This window comes from Paenibacillus phyllosphaerae (genome assembly GCF_014192105.1).
In the GTDB taxonomy this organism is placed as follows: domain Bacteria; phylum Bacillota; class Bacilli; order Paenibacillales; family Paenibacillaceae; genus Paenibacillus_Z; species Paenibacillus_Z phyllosphaerae.
In genome coordinates this window covers 18,351-36,645 of sequence record NZ_JACHXK010000016.1, presented here as the reverse complement: position 1 = coordinate 36,645, position 18,295 = coordinate 18,351, and the positions used below count along the sequence as shown (strand labels likewise).

Below are 18,295 nucleotides of genomic sequence, written 5' to 3'. Positions count from 1 at the left end.
TCCGGCTACCTGGCTTCAAGCGGTTCGCTCCGCCTCGGCGATATACGGGAGCCGAATCGTGACCGAGGTTCCTTCGCCTGAGATCGACTCGAAGGCGATGCCGTACGGCTCGCCGTAATGGAAGAGGATGCGCTCTTGTATATTCGCAAGACCGATCCCTTTCGTCTGTCCGGAATGGACGGGACTGCGCTTCCAATCCAGCGCCGACGGCCGGTCATCGATCCCGATTCCGTTATCCGCCACCGTTACGAACAAGTCGCTATCGTCTGCACGAGCTGTCACGGTGATGACCCCTTCCTCCTCCAGATCGAAGATACCGTGGAACAGCGCATTCTCCACCAGAGGCTGAATCATCAGCCGAAGCACGGCACATGAGCCAAGTTGCTCCGGAATTTCCCATTCGAGACGGAACCGTCCGGGATAGCGGTACTGCTGGATGCTGACGTATTTCTCGACCAGTTGCCGCTCTTGCGCAAGGGTGGAGAAGAACGCCTGCTCCCCGGTCTTGATCGTATCTTGCAGGATATCGATCAGCGCCTTCGTAATCGTGATCGTATCTTTGCTGCGCTCGGCGTGAGAGAGGTAGATGACGGTATTCAGCGTGTTGTAGATGAAATGCGGATTGATCTCGGAGAGAAGCAGATTGATCTGCATATTCCGCTTCATCTCCTCCTCCCTCATCGCCGATTTCATCCACGTATCGAGCTCATGCACCATTTGGTTAAAGCCCTCGCCGAGCACCTGCATCTCGTCCCCGCTCCGGATGTTCACGCTCGTGCGCAGCTCTCCGGCGGACACTCTGCGCATCGCGCGGGCCAGGACGGTGATCGGCCTGGTGAAATTCAAGATCAGCGGCAGCACCAAGAGCAGAATGAACAGCAATCCGGCTGCGGCGATGGCCAGGTGAAAAAGAAGCAGCGGACGGATGCTCTCGTACAGCTTGCGCTTCGAGATAAAAGCTTCCTGGCTCCACCCTTCGCTCATGGCGTCGTAACGAAGCGCGAGAAAGTCGCCGCTTGGCTGCAGACCTTGCCCGGGCGACGCAGCTTCCGTATCGTAGATAATCCGGCCATCCCCGCTTCGCAGCACGATGCGCTCGAAATCTTCCCGGCTCTCCTTGAACACCTTGGCGATCTCATTCTGCTTCATATCCATGACCAGGTAATACGGTTCGTCCTGCGTCTTGTCTTCCCAGTTCCGGTACGGGATGACGTAGCTGATCACGTCCTGCTCGCCATTGATATAGCTGAATTCGTGCACTTCGGAGAAGCGCGTCCCGCCGCTGCCGCTCTTGAACGGCGCGAACCACGCTTCCTGGAGGTACGCTTCATAGTAGCTGTCATACCCGCTGTAGTTCGAGAACACTTTGCCGTCATAGCGAATGATCATAATGTTGAGCAGGCTGGCGTCCAACGCGACGAAACGCTTCAGCTGCTTCATGACCGCCACTTGATCAAAATAGGCTTCCGCCATCGAAGCTTCGGGTTTACGGATGAGTTGGGTATTGATCTCATCATCGGCGATGATCGTCTCCGCGGTCTTGAACAGCCGGTCCTGCATGCGCGTGAGTGATGACGACGTCTGGGCAAGCTTCGTCATATTGTCCTTGACCGCTTGCTCCCGTACGATTCGGGCCATATTGGTAAAAACAATATAACTGCTGAGAATGAGGGACAACGAGACGACGAGCACGGTACTGCCCAAGATTTTGGTCCGAATCGTCATTTTCATTGCACGGTACCCTTGGCTTCCGCATAATCGAGCGGGGACATGCCGACAAGCTTGCTGAATACTTTGCTGAAATAATGGCTGCTCTTGTAGCCGACCTTCCCGGCAATCTCGTAGAGCCTGAATCGGCCGCTCTCGAGCAGCGATTTCGCCTTCTCGATTCGATACATCGTAATGTAGTCGAGCAGCGTCTGGCCGGTCTCCTGCTTGAACAAATGGCGCAGATGCTCGCCGCTGATGCCAAGATGAAGCGCAATCGACTCCGCGCTCAGTTCTTCCGCGTAATGGGCGGCAATATACTCCATCGTCTCCCGGATCTTGCGGCTGTACCCCTGATGTGTGCCGCTGGCAAATGCCTCTTCCAGCTTCCCATGCAACCACGCCCGTATGCCTGCCAACGTCCGCCATTGGTCCGTCCGGATGCCGCCCTCCTCCATGAGCTGCTTCAGTGCAGGCAGCCCGCGTTCAACCCGGAACGTATCCAGCGCGGAGGTCCATGCCTCGCACAGTTCGGATACCTCGCCAAGACTCCTCGTCCGAATTACGTGATCGAAGGAGGCATGAAGATAAGTTGCGATCGCCGCGGCATCCCCGCTGGCTATGGTCTCAGCAACCCTGTCTCGCGTGACCGCGACTTGCTCGCGGCGCATGGTGGAGCTGCGTGACGAACCGGGTTCGACGACAGCGGCATCATCGAACAGTACGCCTGCCGTCAGTTGTTCCATCGTTGCCTTGTGTATCCGCTGCAGATCGGCAAGACGATTAAACGGCTCGGAATAGGCAACGGCGATCCGGCGGGCCTTGCCGGTAGACTGCACATCACGCTGCACCATCACGGCGGCCTCGAGATTCCGCTCAGCCGCTTCCTTCTTGCTTGCGACCGGTTCGGCCGACAGCAAATAGCCGATTCGGCCCTTCTTCTTGTAGGCTAGCTCAATTTCGTGGAATGGCAGTCGTGGAATCTCGATGTTCGATAACGCTGGTACCTCAAGTCCCTCGAATACCGGCAATACCGACAAATGCCCTTCCGCCGACAACAGCACATAGGTAAACTCCCGGCCTTTGACGTTCACCTGCTCCACGGATGCCGCCTCAAGCTCTGCTGCCGGCGTATTACCCTCGGTCAGCTCTTTGAGATACTGCCGCAACATCATGGCGCTTCTCCTCCGCTCCTCTAAGGCAGCCGTCCTCACTTTGATCAACTCCCGGCGCAGGGTTTCCGGCTCGAGTTCGTGCTTGACCAAATATTCGGCAACGCCAATCGAGAGCGCCTCTTTGACATAATCGAACTCTTTGTACGAGGTGAGCAGAATAATCCGGCAGCGGTGTCCGGCGGCGATTACCCGCTTGCTGAATGAAATGCCATCCAGTTGGGGCATCCGGATATCCGCAATGATCAAATCAGGCTTGAGCTCGGCCACTTTGGTAAGCGCTTGCAATGGACGGGAGGACGAACCGACGATTCGAAAACCTTCCGACTCCCAATCCAGCATTTGCTTGAGATGCTCGATCGCCAGCACCTCATCGTCTACAATCATGACGGTTATTCGGTCCATGAATTCCCTCCATTACCAATATACCGTTACGATACCTGAGTTTGGGGACAGGAGCAATTCATTATTAACTGCGATCAGCGGATGCTCCTAGATACCATTTTTTTTGGTTTTATATCGTTTTTTCAACCTCTTTAGTGAAGTCGCGGCGTTGGCTCTTCCACTTTTGGATTTTTATAGTAATATCTAGTTACAACTACGAAACGGCACAATTCGCCTCTACTAATTCCCTACTATGAAAGGGGGTGAAACTGATGAAGATATTCAAAAAATCCATACTTGTCGCAGGCGTGCTGGCCGTGGCATTAAGCCTTCCCGTATCTGCTTTCGCGCAAGGATCGAAGTATGTGGATTTTGGAATCTGGAGAAATCAATGCGGGACCAGCACCTATTATTCGGATGCGGACGGTTATAGCGGGGTTGTGTATCTGTACGACGGCGGCGGCTGGAATTATAACGGCGGGTATAACAACGGGCAGCAATATTACTGCAAATTTGCGGGAACGGTGTACAAACCCTAATTATCATGAACCGAAGCGGATGATCTCGATGTAAGTTCCGCTTTATGACAGAGGAGCAGCTGCCATGTTGGCATACTGCTCCTCTGTGTGTATAACTTAAGCTCTCAGTCCAAACCTTGCACCGGCAACGCTAAGCATGCAGCCTTCGGGATATCCTCGAGTTTCTCATAGATCATCTTCCCCATCGCTTTCGCGGCATTCACCATTTGGTCGGCGCCTGCCGAAGGACCTCCTACCCTCACTACGGCATCGCAATGGCGGAGGAGCCTTTCGGATGACGGATGGAAGATGCGATTGAATATCTCGTCGCCAATGCCTGCGGAACCTGCAGTAGCGACCAGCGGCAGCGCATACCATTCCCCTAATACCGGCATATGTCCGGCTTCATAAAGATGCAGGGCTATTCGGTTCATGTACTGGACGTTTTGTTCGATTTTCTCCGGATCATCGCCGGTTCCCGACCGATACGGTCCTGCGACGAGAATATGCATGGGGCCGCGCTCTTTTTCATCGACTTCCTTCCGACCCAGCAGGCCGTGCAGCTCAGCGTATTGAAGCAGCAGAATGGTCTTGCCATCCCGAATTTCGCCGGTTCGGATCATCTCTAAGGCATGGTCGAACGGCAATTCCAACACTTCGATGTTTTCCTGCTCCTCGTCAAGTCCGCCACCCGTGCCCGATGCCATGGTCTCGTCGTACTCCCCGACATAGAAATGAACAATCTCCGTTACGGACCCTGGAGACATATACGCTTCTCCGACTTGTTGGACCTTCGTGAGCTTGTATCCGGTCTCTTCTTCCGTCTCGCGAATGATGCTGGCTTCCGGCGTCTCTTGATCCAGCAATCCCGCGCATGTTTCGATCAGCATTCCGGAAGGATTGTGATTCTTGTAAGTCGGCATCCGGAACTGGCGGGTCAGCACGACCGTTTGTTTGTCCCGATTATAGAGAAGAATGGTCGCGCCGTTGCCGCGATCGTAAACTTCGCGTTCCTGTTTTTCCCATTCCCCGTTCTCTTTTTGGTACTCGAACGAAACCTTCTTAAGCACATACCAATTGTCGGATAGCACTTCCTCGGTAATCTTGCGAATTCTAGGGTGATTGTCCATCTTGTCATTTCCTCCCTTTGTACAAACCATTTTCTTTCGAAACCCGCAGAGCGCCTTCCCGCTCCAGAATTTGCTCCACGTAGGCCTTAAAACGATCCAACGTCGCTCCCTGCAGTCGTGACCGCGCATTCATTGGCGTAGAGGTCATATATTCGATCAGGGGTTCTGATTCGGTAATGATCAGACTGTCTTCGTAGTGGAACGGTAGAATCTCATGGAAGAAAGGGGACAGCTGCTCGGCCGCATTGTCCATATGAAATCGCTCAATGACGCGATCCAGCACCTCCATCTCCGGGTCAAAATCCGTTCCCAGCCGCTCTACCTCCTGCAGGTGTCGCAAGCTCATCGTCGTCGTATAGCATTGACCGCCTTTTCGGAGAACGCGATGGATTTCCTTGATGGCTTGCGGGATGTTCTGCACATGGTAAAGCATATTGCTCGCGATCACTTTATCGAATTGCCCGTCATGGAAAGGGATGTCCTGCGCATCGATGACCAGGAATTTGAACTGGGGCAGCCCTTGAAGCCGGCTCCGCGCCTCATCCAACATCCCCTCGGAACGATCCGTTAACGTGATGCGCCAACTCTCCGGTATGCGATCGGCATTGCGCTGCCATAAGGAACCGTCCCCGCAGCCTACCTCGAGCACATGTACATCCGGCTCCGTCCCCAGTTGCTCGAAAACCCATCTGTGCCATCCGTGCCGATTGACGGAGAATCGATCATACAGGTGGATGCGCGATTGTAAGCGCGCGGCGCTCCGATACTGTTCTCCCCACTTCTGCTCCGTCTGCACGGCCTGAATAATATTCGCGAGATGATTCCAGCCCTTCTCGCCAGACCCTTCGCCCTCCTCCAATGCCCGTCGGATCGCCTTGACGACATTCTCGGTATGCATCATTTTTTGCCGCAGCACATCCAATTGAGCAAGAAGCGAGTCCCGAATTTCCCGTCCCGCGTCCCTCTCTGCGGCGAGAAGATGTCCGATCTCCTCGAGCGACAACCCCACATACTTTAGCGTCTGGATTTGCTGCAGCCGTCTAAGATCATTCACGTTGTATCTTCGCGCCGCACCTATTTGGTCCTCGCCTGGAATCAATAGTCCGATCTGGTCGTAATACCTTAAGGTCCGAAGCGTCAGCCCCGTCCACTTCGCCAACTGTCCCGTCGTGAAATAAGTCGTTTCGATTACGCCCTCCTCCTTCCGTTTGGAATGCTTGACTGGTTAAAGCTAGTATATCGGGTTACGTAACGTAACCTGCAAGCGTTATTTTTCAATTAAGAATTCGTCCGGACGCCAAGCGCCAACTCAAGGACTGCGAGCCGAACTCTTCCCGAGAGGAGAAGAATCTTGTATGTCCAACGTTTAGGGGTATAATAGACATAACATTGGCGAATGGAACGTTTTCTGACAGAAACCCGCATTCGCTTTACGCAATTAATTGGAGGATGTCATGTCGAAAATCAAAATTTTTGCAGGTACGTCGAACCCGTCCTTAACCGCTGAGATTTGCGCGAATCTCGGCGTCGAGCAAGGGGAAATCCAGCTCTCTCGCTTTAAGAGCGGCGAGATTTACGTTAGATATCTGGAACCGGTTCGTACGTGCGACGTCTTCATCGTTCAATCGCTCTCCCACCCGGTGAACGATAATTTGATCGAGCTATTGGTCATGATCGATGCGGCCAAACGAGCTTCCGCGAAAACCGTCAACGTGCTCATCCCATACTTTGGATATGCGAGACAACTGCAGAAGGTCGCGCCGCGCGACCCCATCTCCGCCAAGATGGTAGCCGACGTCTTGACCTCCGTAGGCGCGAATCGCGTAATCACGATGGATTTGCACGCGGACGCGATCCAAGGCTTCTTCAAAATCCCGGTCGACCACTTGACTACGCTTGATTTGATCACCAAGTATCTATCGGATGCCAACATACCGAACCCGATCGTCGTCTCACCGGACGCCGGACGCGCCAAAATCGCGGAGAAACTGGCGGAGAATCTCGACGCACCGTTCGCGATCATGCTTAAAGAACGTCAGAAGGTAAACCCTGTAGAAGAGCTGCATGTTATCGGGGACGTGCGCGGCAGAACTCCGATCGTGATCGAGGACCTTATCGATACCGGTCATACGGTACTCCGTGCCGTAGATGCGTTGAAGCGGCAAGGCTCTAACGAGGCCTACGTTTGCGTGGCGCACGGTTTGTTTTCCGGCGGCGCGCTGGACCAATTGCACGAAGCGCATATCCAGCAGATCGTCGTAACGAATACGATCGAGCAGACGCCGGAGCGGCACGCGAAGCTGCGCGTCCTCTCCTCTTCGCAGCTCCTTGCGAACGCGATTCGGATTATTTACGAAGGCGGATCGATCGATACCCTCTTGCATGCTCCCCGTTAACGCACCGGAACACGCGGACCTTCATCATCTAGTGGTGAGCCGCCCGAGTGTGGCACGCGGACAAAGAAGCTGTCCCATAAGGGTTCAATTTCACTCTTGTGAACCCTTAAATAGCTCGATTTGAACAAAAAAGTGACCGAGCGGGTCCTAAACCTGCCGGTCACTTTTGCTATTTTATCTGTTGCTGCTTTCTTCAGTAGATTGTAGGCAAGCGAAAGCCACCCAACCTCCAGGCTTTGAAATTTTGAGAAAGTTACCCCTAACGGAGAGGTCGCATGATTCTGGAGAAGCGATAGCGTTCGCCTTCGTGGGCGGATTCCTACCTTAACCCATTACATTCAAGGAATCCGGGAACAACAGCGATCGGAAGAACATGCGACCTCGCAGTGGATGCGGTAACCAAATAGTATATTTGAAAACGGGGGTATCCCAAGAGTCATCTTTTTGATGACTTTTGGGACACCCTCTTGCCATCACTACTCTTTGTTCTAGCGTTCTTATCGAATGAGTTCTAATTCTTTCACATCGGCTTTTGTGAACAAACCTAATCGCGGGGCGACAAGCGCTAAATAATCATTCGCGCTGATCGTAAACGAGATGTCCAATACCCCCGCGTTAAACACGATTTCATCGTTCTCCAATAAATTGGAGTCCACGACGAGTTGAAGTTCAGGGTTAAACGAGAATGGAGGGATGGCCCCGATCCCGCAGCCGGTTAATCGATTCGTCGTCTCTTTCGAAGCGAGAGTAACATCCTCGACACCAAGCGTTTTCTTGAGCAATTTGTGATGAACTCGTCGATCTCCGGGAATGACCGCTAAATAGTAACCAACGTCGCCTTTCCTTCTCGCCTCGATAACCATCGATTTTGCCGCCTCATGGAGAGGATGTCCCCTAAGCAGACTTCCTCTTGCCGTATTTCCTTCCGGTTCGTGGTTGATTACCCTGTACTCGATTCCGTTATCCTTCAAGACCCCGCAGATGCGCTCATAGATGGATATCCGTTCATAAGTAGCCAAAAAAAGACCTCCACTCTTCTTCATGGTTATGAAATTGAAACGGAATGCTCCTCCGTATAGTGCGCATCGGTGATCCTATTATTTTCATCCAGAACGACTACTGTCGGTCTGTGCTTTCTTGCCTGTTCTTCGGTCATTAACGCATAAGAAATAATGATCACGTTGTCCCCAGGCTGAACCAATCTCGCGGCAGCGCCATTCAAGCAAATGACACCGCTGCCTCTGGGCCCTACTATGGCGTAAGTCTCTAGCCTAGCGCCATTATTGATATTCACCACCTGGACTTTCTCGTTCTCATAGATATTGGACCGCTCCAGCAACTCTTCATCAATCGTAATGCTTCCGACATAATTGAGGTTAGCTTCGGTTACCGTCGCGCGATGAATCTTCGATTTATGCATTTCTCTAAACATCGTGAATTCCTCCGGCTCAAGAATTTGGCTTGTCATGGTTATGGGACGGGTATTATACCGGCGCATGCAATCGGGTTATGTACGTCCATTTGCTAGCAGCAAAGCGTCAGGGCAACAATATGCATGTTACTGCCTTTCGGCAGCATGAAACCGGCCAGCCTCTTGTCGCCCGTGATCGGAAGGAAGAGCCGAAATAGATTAGCCTTCTCCGCCCTTATGCTGCATTGGCCGTCCTCTCGCGCATACGTTTGTCCGCTAACGACGACAGAGGCAGGATCTATTTCATCAGATTTTGTAGCCATATCTGGCATAAGAACGGCTATCTTCTCTGACGTCCCGTCCTTGTAACGCAGCGTAATATCGCCTTTTGTATGGCCCCATTCCGAGCAACCCAGCAACAGGATTCCGCTATACGCCTTATCTGAAACCGAAATCTCCTGTTTGCCACATGTCACATTGTCCGGCTCTCCGGTTGAGAAGCACGGCAGCTGGAAGCTGTAATTCTCACCGGTTAACACGATGTGGTCATAGTCTCGATCGATGAGAAAAAATTCGTTCAGCCCCGTTAAGTCCGCATCATCAGCTTGCTCCAGGTCCAATGCGAAACCTTTATTGTTGTAATGGTCTTCCAGCGGGATATGATCAAAGCAGACATAAGTTTTCCTTGCAGACTGCGTTTGTTGTACAGTCGGATTCTCTTCCTTTACTTGTTCCCTTCGATAGAAACGGGTTACCAGCCGCTCTTCAATCCGGGCAGCCTCCTGGATTCTTTCGACCAATTCTTCCTGGACCGACTTTAAGTTGCCAATATACAAGGCTTTAATGAAGAGATTCTGAATGCTCTCCCAATATATAGCCATTGCGTATAGCTCATCACTCCAGATTCGGAATTCTTCGGTCTTATAGATCTCGCAATAGGATTTCAGCATCACGCCAAAATGCATCCTGCCCAGTATGGTCTGCTTAAAGTAGTTGTAGATGCCAGAAGCGCTCTCAATAGCGTCACGGTAAAAGGCATCCATGTCCTCATCCGATAGACGTGAAATATAATTCGAAAAATCCCGCATCCGTTCAATCATGCCGTTCTCTTGGATGCGCTTTAACCCCTGCTGAAGAATCGCCATGCGATCAGCCAGATCAGGTTGGCCCCCAATATGAACCTCTCCATAATGATTGGACGCTCTTGCGAGAACGTCAAACGATACCTTCTCTTTCGTTCTGTTGAAATAAGGATCCGCCAGCGTAATCTCTCGTGCTTGGACATCGATATCAATTGCAACGCAAGCATGATTGTTATGCGTCTTCCCAAAAAACGGATCCCACTCGCAATAGTATCCGTCAAAACCGATAATGACCGGGATGCCGCGACTTACATTTCGTTGAATAACCGGAATCATATCGGAGAAAGAAGCCGCTTTGAACTCAATATGAATCCCATGGTATTTTCGGAGATTATCTTTCTTCCGCTGTAAGTACTGATCCCCATTCACGGTTGATAGATCCAGGAAATCCCAGATATTGATGTACATCAACTCGTAGTCCCGGTTACAGTAAGCGGAAATCGTAGCAACGATATCATCGAAACAAGTCGGCAAATGGTTCATGCTGATCGCCAAGTCTTGACGGACTTGCAGTTCAATCATAATTCAACCCCCTATCCCCAAATTAGGTCTACTTGCGAGCTTAACAACGCTTCGGGCTGCATAATTACGGGCGCTTCGGGCTGCGTATTGTCGGAACAGCAAATCGCACAGGCGTAATGGTTCCCCCATGGCAATACATAGACATTGACATCCTTTAGTTGACCCCGCTCCACAACGCAGAATCGTTCGACTGCATCCTGATCCGGAAGAAACGTAAAGCTATGAAGCGGAATGCGCAGCCCGGATCCGCTTGCTTTCACATAGGCTTCCTTCATGGTCCACAGCCGATAAAACCGCGGAGTCCACTCCTCGATACTCAGCTCGGCAAGGGCCATATTCTCCTCCGGAGCGAAGAAACGCGCGGCCATATCCCGCTCCATCGGACGTATTTGCTCGATATCGATGCCTACTTCATTGTGATGGAACACCGCAATGACCCATTCCCCCGAATGGCTAAAATTAAAGAACGGGCCTTTTCCTGCTAAATACGGCTTGCCATAAGGACCCGTACAAAATCGGATATCCGTGTCATCCAGGCCGAATGAATCGCGCAGAACGCGGCACACGAGCAGCTCCGCCAATATCGAACGGTATTGGTCTGCCCGGGAACGGAACTTCTCGATCCGCTGTCTCCGCTCCGCGGAAATCCTGCTCAGCCCTTGCGCGAGCAAAGGCGGATCGATCTCATGCGGCACACGAGCGGCATAAACAAGCGGTTTCCACGCTTCGCTCATGAGTCTCTCCTCCATCAGACCGTCGACAAGGCGTTAAGATATTTCGCGAGTTTCTCGATCGTCTCATATCGGTACAGCAGCAGCGGTTCCGTGGAGAAACCCATGCTTTCCAGAATAATCTCGACTTTGGCTGCATGAATCGAGCTCCCGCCGAGCTCGAAGAAACTATCCTTAAGCCCCACATCCTGAGTGTCCAGCACCTTCTGCCATAACGCCTTCAGTTGGTCGACCAACTGAAGATCGATCCCCGGATTATCCGCTTCGGACGCAGTGGCCTTCATCGGAATTTCCGCCAGAGCACGCCGATCCAGCTTCCCGCTAGGCGTAAGCGGGAACTGTTCCACCCGCACCCAGTCGCCGGGCAGCATATGACGAAGCAGTCTGTCGGCTGCAAATAACGGCAGCGCGTCAATAACCCTCGGGTCAGTAGTTTCGATAAAAGCGCGAAGGAAAGGCTGGCCATTCGCGCTGACCTGATGCAGTACACAGACGCGCCTGATCCCTGGATAAGCCGCAAGGCAAGCTTCAATTTCCCCCAGCTCGATACGATGTCCGAGAAACTTGATCTGATGGTCCATTCGTCCGGCGTAAATCAAACTTCCATCCGGCATCACAACGCCTATATCGCCTGTTCGATACCATTTGTTCGCAGTCCGTCCTGGGAGGGCGCAGAAACGCGAGGCCGTCAGATCGGGAAGGTTGCAGTAGCCCTGCGTAACGACCGGCCCCCCAATGACGATTTCCCCCGTTATTCCAACGGGCTGCTCGCGTCCGTCCGGATTGACAATCGCTATCGATACCCCGTTAAAAGGCAAACCGATCTTGATTCGCCCCTCGCCGCTAATCTCAGCCGCGGTTGCCCATACGGTCGTCTCCGTCGGACCATACATGTTGAAGACGCTTGCGGAAGAAACCGACTTGAAGCTCTGTAGCAGTTCAACCGAAATCGATTCCCCGCCGACCAGAAGCATGTCAAGTGCGGCGAAGGATTCGCTCGCTTCATCGGCAAGCAGCATTCGTTGCAAGCGTGAAGGGGTCGTCTGGAACACGTTCACGCCATGGCGGGCCAATAGCCCATTCAACAGATCGGGACGCGCTGCTTCTTGGTCGTCGGCCAACACGACGGTAAGTCCCTTCCATAACGGAAGCAATGCCTCCAGCACAAAAATATCGAAGGAAACGCTTGCCGCGCTGAGCACACGGCTGTTAGCCGGGAACGGGATCCGTTCGGACACGCCCGCGAAGAAATACTGGACATTATCGGCCCCCACCATGACGCCCTTGGGCTGGCCCGTCGAACCGGAGGTATAGATGATATACGCCTGCTCCTGCCGGACGTTATGTCCGTCCAAGGAAGGCTCCGCTTCGGCCCCCGAAGCATCGATGATTTCTCCCGCCAGCAGCGGCGTAGCATCCGTTGGCAATTGGGACGCATTCGCCGCATCCGTCAGCACCAGCTTAGCGCCGCTGTCCTGAAACATATAGCGGATGCGCTCTGCCGGGTAGTCCGGGTCCAGCGGCACGTAAGCCGCCCCCGCCTGCCAGATGCCAAGCAATGCCGCCAACAATAACGGCGTACGCCCCATGTAGCAGGCGACCTTATCGTTAGGACCAACCTGCCGTCTTCGGAGCTCCTCTGCAATATAGCCCGCCCAGCGGCTCAGCTCGCCGTAGCTTACCTCCCGCTCTCCGCAAATAACGGCCGTTTGATGCGGATGAAGCGCCGCCTGGGCCGCAAACCCATCCATGAGGCGGCCGGTCGGCTGCTCGGCCTGATCGATCCGATCGAAATCCCGAAGAAGCTCCCGGTCGGCGGATGTGAGCAAATCGATTTCCCCGACAGACATATCCGGCTTGTCTGCGATCTGCGTCGCAATCGCCAGCAGATGCTCTTTCATGCGCTCGATCATTGCCGGCTCATATTCGTTTGCATTGAAGCGATACACGATTCTCATCTCTTCGCCAGGCACGACTATAATATTAAAGTCGAAATCAGCTTGCTCGAATTCCTCCTCCATCTGCAGAAGAAAACCAAGGTCATCCGTCCCGAAGTCTTGGGAATCCGCCAATACGGGATAATTCTCGAATAGAAACAGATGATCGAGCAGCTTTCTGCTGCCGGTATTTGCCGAGAACTTCGCGGCAAGCTCGAACAGGGGCAAATAGCTATGGCCGAGCGAAGCGCTCATTCGTTCTTGCACATTACGCAGCAACTCGCCTATGCGGACCTTGTCGGAGGCCTGGATGCGTACTGGAATCGTATTGATGAACAAGCCGACCATCTCCTCGACACCCTCCACCTCGGGCGGCCGGCCGGACACGACCGCGCCAAATACGACATCGTTCGTATTATTGTAGCGCTGCAGCAGAATCCCCCACATCGCTTGAAACAGCGTGTTCAAGGTCACGCCGTTCGCCCGGGCTACGTCATGCAGCCGTTCTGTCGTGAATCGGTCCAGCTGAAAGATCAGATCCTGCTGCCGATAGTTGTCCTTACCCGTCTGTTCCTTGGCCTCCCGCCAGCGGATCGGGAGCGCGGCGATCTGATCGTACCCTTCCAGCAGCCGCTCCCAATAGTCGAAGCTCTGCTGTTTCGAGCGCCGTTCCAGCCAATGGATGTAACGGCTGTATGGCTGCGGCTGCCGCTGCGCAGGATGCCTCCCGCTCTTCAACGCCGCATAAATGTGCAGCAGCTCTTGGCTTATCATCGGCACGCACCAAGCATCCATTAGAATGTGATGGAAGCTCCACAATAAGGTGAAGCGGCTGCTCTGCTGCCGGAAGACTCTGATCCGCATCAGGATCGAATCGGATGGCAAGAACCCCCTCTCCCTGTCCCGCCGCTTCATGCTGTCGATGTAGGCTACCTGCTCCTCATCGGTCATTGCGGTTAGATCCTCATAGACGCATTCTGCGTTCGATTCATTCGTGACAACCTGGAGAGGACGCGTTACCCGTTCATAAATGATTTGAGTCCGGAGAATATCATGCCGCCTGGCGAGCTCCCGAACGCTCTCACGCAGCAAGGCAGGGTCCAGCTCTCCCTCCCCGCGATAGGCATACTGGACGAAATAGGCTTTGTTATCCATGCCGGACCATGCGCTGTATACCATCGCCTCCTGCATAGGCGATAGCGGGTACATCTGGTGGACGGCGTTATAGTCGTCTGAAGAAACGGTTGATTGATTCATTGGCTGCTCTCCTAATCTTTTTTCGTATTGCGCCGCAGTAAGATAAGCTGCGCTTCCTCCGGCGACAGCGAGTCCAGCTGATTCATATCCCTTCTCGAATCGGCGGGTCTTCGGGTGCCTTCCTCGACCAGAGTCACAATATACTGCTCGCAGGAGCTCATCAATGCGCTCATCCGCTCATCCGCGCGCTCGGAAGGACTATAGACGACCTGAACCGACAGCTGGCCTCCCGCAATGACAGCAATGAATTCAAGCTGGTAATCCCGGGGGGCTTCCGGCCGCACGAGTCTGCCCATCGGCCAGTCCGACATCTCGAATAAGTCGTTTTCGAACTCCGATCCCAATTGCCCCAAGTAGTTAAAGCTGATCGGCGCACATCCATATTCCCGTTCCGTCGGAGCCGGTTCGGCATCCATATACCGCAAGACGCCGTATTTCCATCCGTTGGCCCCCGCCGGCCGGAATCGCGCTTGAACATCGCTCACATGCTTGCGCATATCCGAGCCAGGATCAACCTGGATTAGAAGCGGGTAGATCGACGTAAACCACCCTACCGTTCTGCTCACGTTCAACGCTTCATAACCGGCGTCCCTGCCATGTCCCTCCAGATCAACCGTGATGTTCCGCAGGCCGTATTGATCCCGGATGGCAAGCGCCATAGCCGTCAACAGCAGCTCATCCATGCGAGCTTGGTAACGCTCCGTCGACTGCTGCAGAAGCTTCCTCGTCGTCTCTTTATTCAAGGTAAACGAACGGGTCCGCACGTCGCCGCATTTGCCCTCATCCGCTTCTAACGGAGGGAGTGCAGACGAGTCTTGCCGCTGTTCCACTGTCCATTCGGGCAGCTTGTGGCCAAGCGCCTCCCGCTCGGACGGACGCAACCCGGCTGCCCACCTCGCGTATGAAACAGTCTTGCTCGGCATAACAATCTTCTGTCCGCCGCATGCCTGCTTGTAGGCCGCAGCCAGATCCTCGAGCAGAATACGCCATGATACCCCGTCCACGACGAGATGATGAGCGGCCAGCAGCAGGTGATCCCCTCCTGCCGAGCGGAACAAAGCTGCTTTGAACAAATGACCCTTGGCAAGATCGAAGCTCCCCTGTATCGCTGTTGCCTCTTCGTCGATTACGTCCCGGTCCGGCTCATCGCCGTAGATGCGCATATGAAGTATCGGCTGCGGTTGTGTTCCCAGGCTGCAGTAACGCGCGCGGATACGGCCATCTTCCAGCTCGAAGGCGCTTCGCAGCATGTCGTGATGAGCGACAAGCGCCTGCAGGGCCGCCTCCAGCGCTTCCTCTTGAAACGGCTTCCGGCTATACAGCATCACCGACTGGTTGTAATGGTTCAGCATGCCATGCCGCTCAAAGAAGCGAAGCTGGATTGGCGTCAGCGGCAGCTCGCCGTCTGCCTCGCCAGGCTCTTCCTGTTTGTCGGAACTGTGCACGGCCGATGCCATCGCCCGGACGGTACGCTGCAGCAATAAGGTGTGCAGATCTACGGCATATCCTTGCTTGTGCAGCCTCGCGGAAATTTGGATCGCTTTAATGGAATCCATCCCGGCAAAAGCGAGATTGTCATGTACGCCTAATTCTTCAAGGCCGAGCACCTCCTTGCAGACTGCCAACAGCCGCAGCTCCATTTCGCTGGCTTCGGTATCGGAGGTGTTGCCCGGCTGCGAAGGCTCCGGCAATTCGGACAATTCGATTTTCCCGTTCCGGGTAAGCGGGAAACGATCCAATCGGACATAGCCGTCAGGCAGCATATAATCCGGCAGCCATTGCTTCATCTCATCAGCAAGCCGTTGTTCGTCGAACGGCTCATCGGCCACGACATAAGCCACCAGACCCGACTGCCGGACTACGATCTTAGCGTCCCTTACGCCACTGCAGCTCCGCAGGCGGCTTTCAATTTCATCCTTCTCGATCCGGTAACCGTTCCGTTTGATCTGTTCGTCCGTTCGTCCCTCGTAGACCATGACGCCGTTCGCCAGCCGTCTGGCCAAATCGCCGGTGTGATACATCACTTCTCCGGGCCGGAACGGATCCGCGACGAACTTCTCGCCCGTAAGGGCATCCCGGTTCCAATAGCCCTTCGCCACGCCCAGTCCCCCGACATACAGCGCGCCGGTCATCCCGGCTGCTACATGCTCAAGGTTGTCGTTCAGCAAGTAGATGGCTGTATTGCCGCCAGGCCGGCCGATCGGCACCGCATCCCCTGCGTCCTTCCCGGGGTCGAAGGTATACGTCATACAACCAACCGTCGTTTCGGTCGGTCCATACTCGTTATAGAGGTGCAGATTACCGTCGTACTGAGCATGCGCAGCCTCCGCCAATTGCCAGGAAAGCTGCTCGCCGCCGACGATCATTTTCCGCACGGACGGAGCTTTCTCCAGTTGTGTCCATAGTTTGAGATGAGATGGCGTCAGCTTGATAATTTCGGATCGGTTATCCTGCGCCACCTGGAGCAGCGTAGTGGCCGGATCTTCGCCGTCGTACACGATAATAGATCCGCCCGTGACAAGCGGCAGGAAAATCGATGTTACCGTCAGGTCGAACGCAATGGACGAATACAGCGGGAAGGTCATACGTTCGCCCGATGTATAGATTCGGCTGGCCCAACCCAAGTAGTTGAGCAAATTCCGGTGCGAGATCACGACCCCCTTCGGTTGGCCGGTCGACCCGGATGTATAGATCAGATAAGCCGCTTGATCAGCGCCCGCGCTTGTCCGCTGTTCACTTGCGAGTCCTCCGCGGCCCACCCCGGCTTCGCTATCCGTCGGCGTTGTGTCTTCCACGGCAAGGATAACGGGACAAGCCAGACCGTCAGGAGCTAGCCCGGCGCCGCACACCAACGCTGCAAGCTGGCTATCCTCCACGATGAACCGCACCCTCTCGGTTGGCGTGGCGGGATCGATCGGAACGTAGGCAGCCCCCGCCTTGAGTATGCCGAGAATCGTTGCAACAAACTCCGGAGAACGGTTGAGCATGACGCCGTACCGCTTCGGCTGACCACTCTCGGGGACGGCGGCGGCCAGTCTTGCGGCGACGCGGTTCCCGGCCCGATTCAGCTCCTCATAGGTCATGCGGACCGCACCGCACTCGAGTGCGGTAGCGTCAGGAAATCGCATCGTTGTCGCTTCGAACCATTCGTGCACCGTATTAACGGAAGGCAGCGGCTCTTCGGTCGTATTCAAGCCGGCGATAAGAGACTGCTCCTCCTCCGTCAACAGGGAGATTTCCGCCAGAACGTATTCTTTCCCTCGACTGAGCTGGTCCAGGATATGGATGGTCCCGCTAATCCAAGAATCGGCTTCTATGCGGTCAATCCCGTGATCTCCGCCGAGCAGTTCGCCGGCGATCGAGTCGTTCTCTAATGAGAAGAGCAGCGTGAGACGATTATCATAGCTATAGGCCGTCTCCACGAAAGCGTCCACATGATGAAGCGGGGCGAAACCAACGCCAAACCGGTGGACATCGCGCAATTCGTCCTGATCAAGCCGCCGGTATTCGGCGGCCGCAGCAGGCGCTTGCGCATACGATTCTCTCATCTCGGACATAACGGCGTTCAAGTATGCGGGAACGGCCATGTCGGACATAGGCTCCAGCTTGAGAAATACGCTCGATTGCGGCCCGGCTCCGGCCTGACGCAGCTGCGGAATAGCAAGCCCGACCTGCTTCATCCCCGTCGATTTATGAACCGTAAGGCCAAAGGCAGCCGTCAGGAGCGCGAACAAAGCGTACGGATCATGCTTCGCAAGTTGGAGAAGCCGCTCTGTAAGCTCCTCCCGAAGTTGAAACGGTACGTTCAATCTTCCGGCGCTCGCCCGTTTAATATCCCATGCGGCTGCGCGCGACGCACCGTTCTTCCATGCATGCAGCTTATTCACCCAATATGACGGGCCGCCCGCGACTTGCTCGTTTATCGTAACCATTCCTATCCCCCTGTCGGCATTGAGCCGGATCCTTCCGCCCGTAACGGCTGAATGGA

General features: G+C 54.3%; 12 protein-coding genes. 2 read left to right on the top strand and 10 right to left on the bottom strand.

Annotated features, from left to right (window positions below; all coding sequences use genetic code 11):
- Positions 1–15: 15 nt before the first annotated feature.
- Together FHS18_RS25065 and FHS18_RS25060 are read right to left on the bottom strand one after the other, a co-directional pair.
- Entirely contained in the window at positions 16–1,731 is a 1,716-nt protein-coding gene (locus tag FHS18_RS25065) for a cache domain-containing sensor histidine kinase (RefSeq protein ID WP_183603135.1), read from the bottom strand.
- The gene (locus tag FHS18_RS25060) at positions 1,728–3,284 is read right to left on the bottom strand and encodes a response regulator transcription factor (RefSeq protein WP_183603134.1); all 1,557 of its coding nucleotides are present in this window, start codon (positions 3,282–3,284) and stop codon (positions 1,728–1,730) included. The genes FHS18_RS25065 and FHS18_RS25060 overlap by 4 nt, the downstream gene beginning before the upstream one ends.
- A gap of 251 nt (positions 3,285–3,535) precedes the next feature.
- Between FHS18_RS25060 and FHS18_RS25055 the strand changes: the two genes are divergently transcribed.
- Positions 3,536–3,802: a hypothetical protein gene (locus FHS18_RS25055; RefSeq protein WP_183603133.1), complete on the top strand. Its 267-nt coding sequence runs from the start codon at positions 3,536–3,538 to the stop codon at positions 3,800–3,802.
- A 104-nt stretch (positions 3,803–3,906) separates the two neighbouring features.
- Here FHS18_RS25055 and nudK read toward each other — a convergent pair whose 3' ends face one another.
- Together nudK and FHS18_RS25045 are read right to left on the bottom strand one after the other, a co-directional pair.
- Positions 3,907–4,911: a GDP-mannose pyrophosphatase NudK gene (gene nudK / locus FHS18_RS25050; protein WP_183603132.1), complete on the bottom strand. Its 1,005-nt coding sequence runs from the start codon at positions 4,909–4,911 to the stop codon at positions 3,907–3,909.
- A gap of 4 nt (positions 4,912–4,915) precedes the next feature.
- Positions 4,916–6,100, bottom strand: a complete 1,185-nt coding sequence (locus FHS18_RS25045) for a methyltransferase domain-containing protein (protein WP_183603235.1) — start codon at positions 6,098–6,100, stop codon at positions 4,916–4,918.
- 265 nt (positions 6,101–6,365) lie between these two features.
- On the opposite strand from FHS18_RS25045, the gene FHS18_RS25040 reads away from it, so the two are divergent.
- Positions 6,366–7,307, top strand: coding sequence for a ribose-phosphate diphosphokinase (locus FHS18_RS25040; RefSeq protein ID WP_183603131.1), 942 nt, complete (start codon positions 6,366–6,368; stop codon positions 7,305–7,307).
- 497 nt (positions 7,308–7,804) lie between these two features.
- On the opposite strand, the gene FHS18_RS25035 is transcribed toward FHS18_RS25040, so the two are convergent.
- The 6 genes from FHS18_RS25035 to FHS18_RS25010 form a co-directional block, all read right to left on the bottom strand.
- A complete protein-coding gene (locus tag FHS18_RS25035; RefSeq protein WP_183603130.1) occupies positions 7,805–8,326 on the bottom strand; it encodes a YbaK/EbsC family protein in 522 nt (173 codons plus the stop codon).
- A gap of 26 nt (positions 8,327–8,352) precedes the next feature.
- Positions 8,353–8,739, bottom strand: coding sequence for an aspartate 1-decarboxylase (gene panD / locus FHS18_RS25030; RefSeq protein WP_183603129.1), 387 nt, complete (start codon positions 8,737–8,739; stop codon positions 8,353–8,355).
- Between the two features lie 92 nt (positions 8,740–8,831).
- Positions 8,832–10,382 carry a cysteine peptidase family C39 domain-containing protein gene (locus FHS18_RS25025; RefSeq protein WP_183603128.1) on the bottom strand — a complete coding sequence of 517 codons (1,551 nt, stop codon included), beginning with the start codon at positions 10,380–10,382 and terminating at the stop codon, positions 8,832–8,834.
- An 11-nt stretch (positions 10,383–10,393) separates the two neighbouring features.
- Complete coding sequence (locus FHS18_RS25020; protein ID WP_183603127.1) at positions 10,394–11,116, bottom strand: 4'-phosphopantetheinyl transferase family protein; 723 nt, start codon at positions 11,114–11,116, stop codon at positions 10,394–10,396.
- Between the two features lie 14 nt (positions 11,117–11,130).
- Complete coding sequence (locus FHS18_RS25015; protein ID WP_183603126.1) at positions 11,131–14,307, bottom strand: non-ribosomal peptide synthetase; 3,177 nt, start codon at positions 14,305–14,307, stop codon at positions 11,131–11,133.
- Positions 14,308–14,318: 11 nt separating this feature from the next.
- Entirely contained in the window at positions 14,319–18,239 is a 3,921-nt protein-coding gene (locus tag FHS18_RS25010; RefSeq protein ID WP_183603125.1) for a non-ribosomal peptide synthetase, read from the bottom strand.
- Positions 18,240–18,295: the final 56 nt, after the last annotated feature.

What these genes read in the sequence shown, in the direction of transcription:
- FHS18_RS25065 (WP_183603135.1), bottom strand. Translation starts at nt 1,731, where the DNA reads ATGAAAATGACGATTCGGACCAAAATCTTGGGCAGTACCGTGCTCGTC.
- FHS18_RS25060 (WP_183603134.1), bottom strand. Translation starts at nt 3,284, where the DNA reads ATGGACCGAATAACCGTCATGATTGTAGACGATGAGGTGCTGGCGATC.
- FHS18_RS25055 (WP_183603133.1), top strand. Translation starts at nt 3,536, where the DNA reads ATGAAGATATTCAAAAAATCCATACTTGTCGCAGGCGTGCTGGCCGTG.
- nudK (WP_183603132.1), bottom strand. Translation starts at nt 4,911, where the DNA reads ATGGACAATCACCCTAGAATTCGCAAGATTACCGAGGAAGTGCTATCC.
- FHS18_RS25040 (WP_183603131.1), top strand. Translation starts at nt 6,366, where the DNA reads ATGTCGAAAATCAAAATTTTTGCAGGTACGTCGAACCCGTCCTTAACC.
- panD (WP_183603129.1), bottom strand. Translation starts at nt 8,739, where the DNA reads ATGTTTAGAGAAATGCATAAATCGAAGATTCATCGCGCGACGGTAACC.
- FHS18_RS25025 (WP_183603128.1), bottom strand. Translation starts at nt 10,382, where the DNA reads ATGATTGAACTGCAAGTCCGTCAAGACTTGGCGATCAGCATGAACCAT.
- FHS18_RS25020 (WP_183603127.1), bottom strand. Translation starts at nt 11,116, where the DNA reads ATGAGCGAAGCGTGGAAACCGCTTGTTTATGCCGCTCGTGTGCCGCAT.
- FHS18_RS25015 (WP_183603126.1), bottom strand. Translation starts at nt 14,307, where the DNA reads ATGAATCAATCAACCGTTTCTTCAGACGACTATAACGCCGTCCACCAG.
- FHS18_RS25010 (WP_183603125.1), bottom strand. Translation starts at nt 18,239, where the DNA reads ATGGTTACGATAAACGAGCAAGTCGCGGGCGGCCCGTCATATTGGGTG.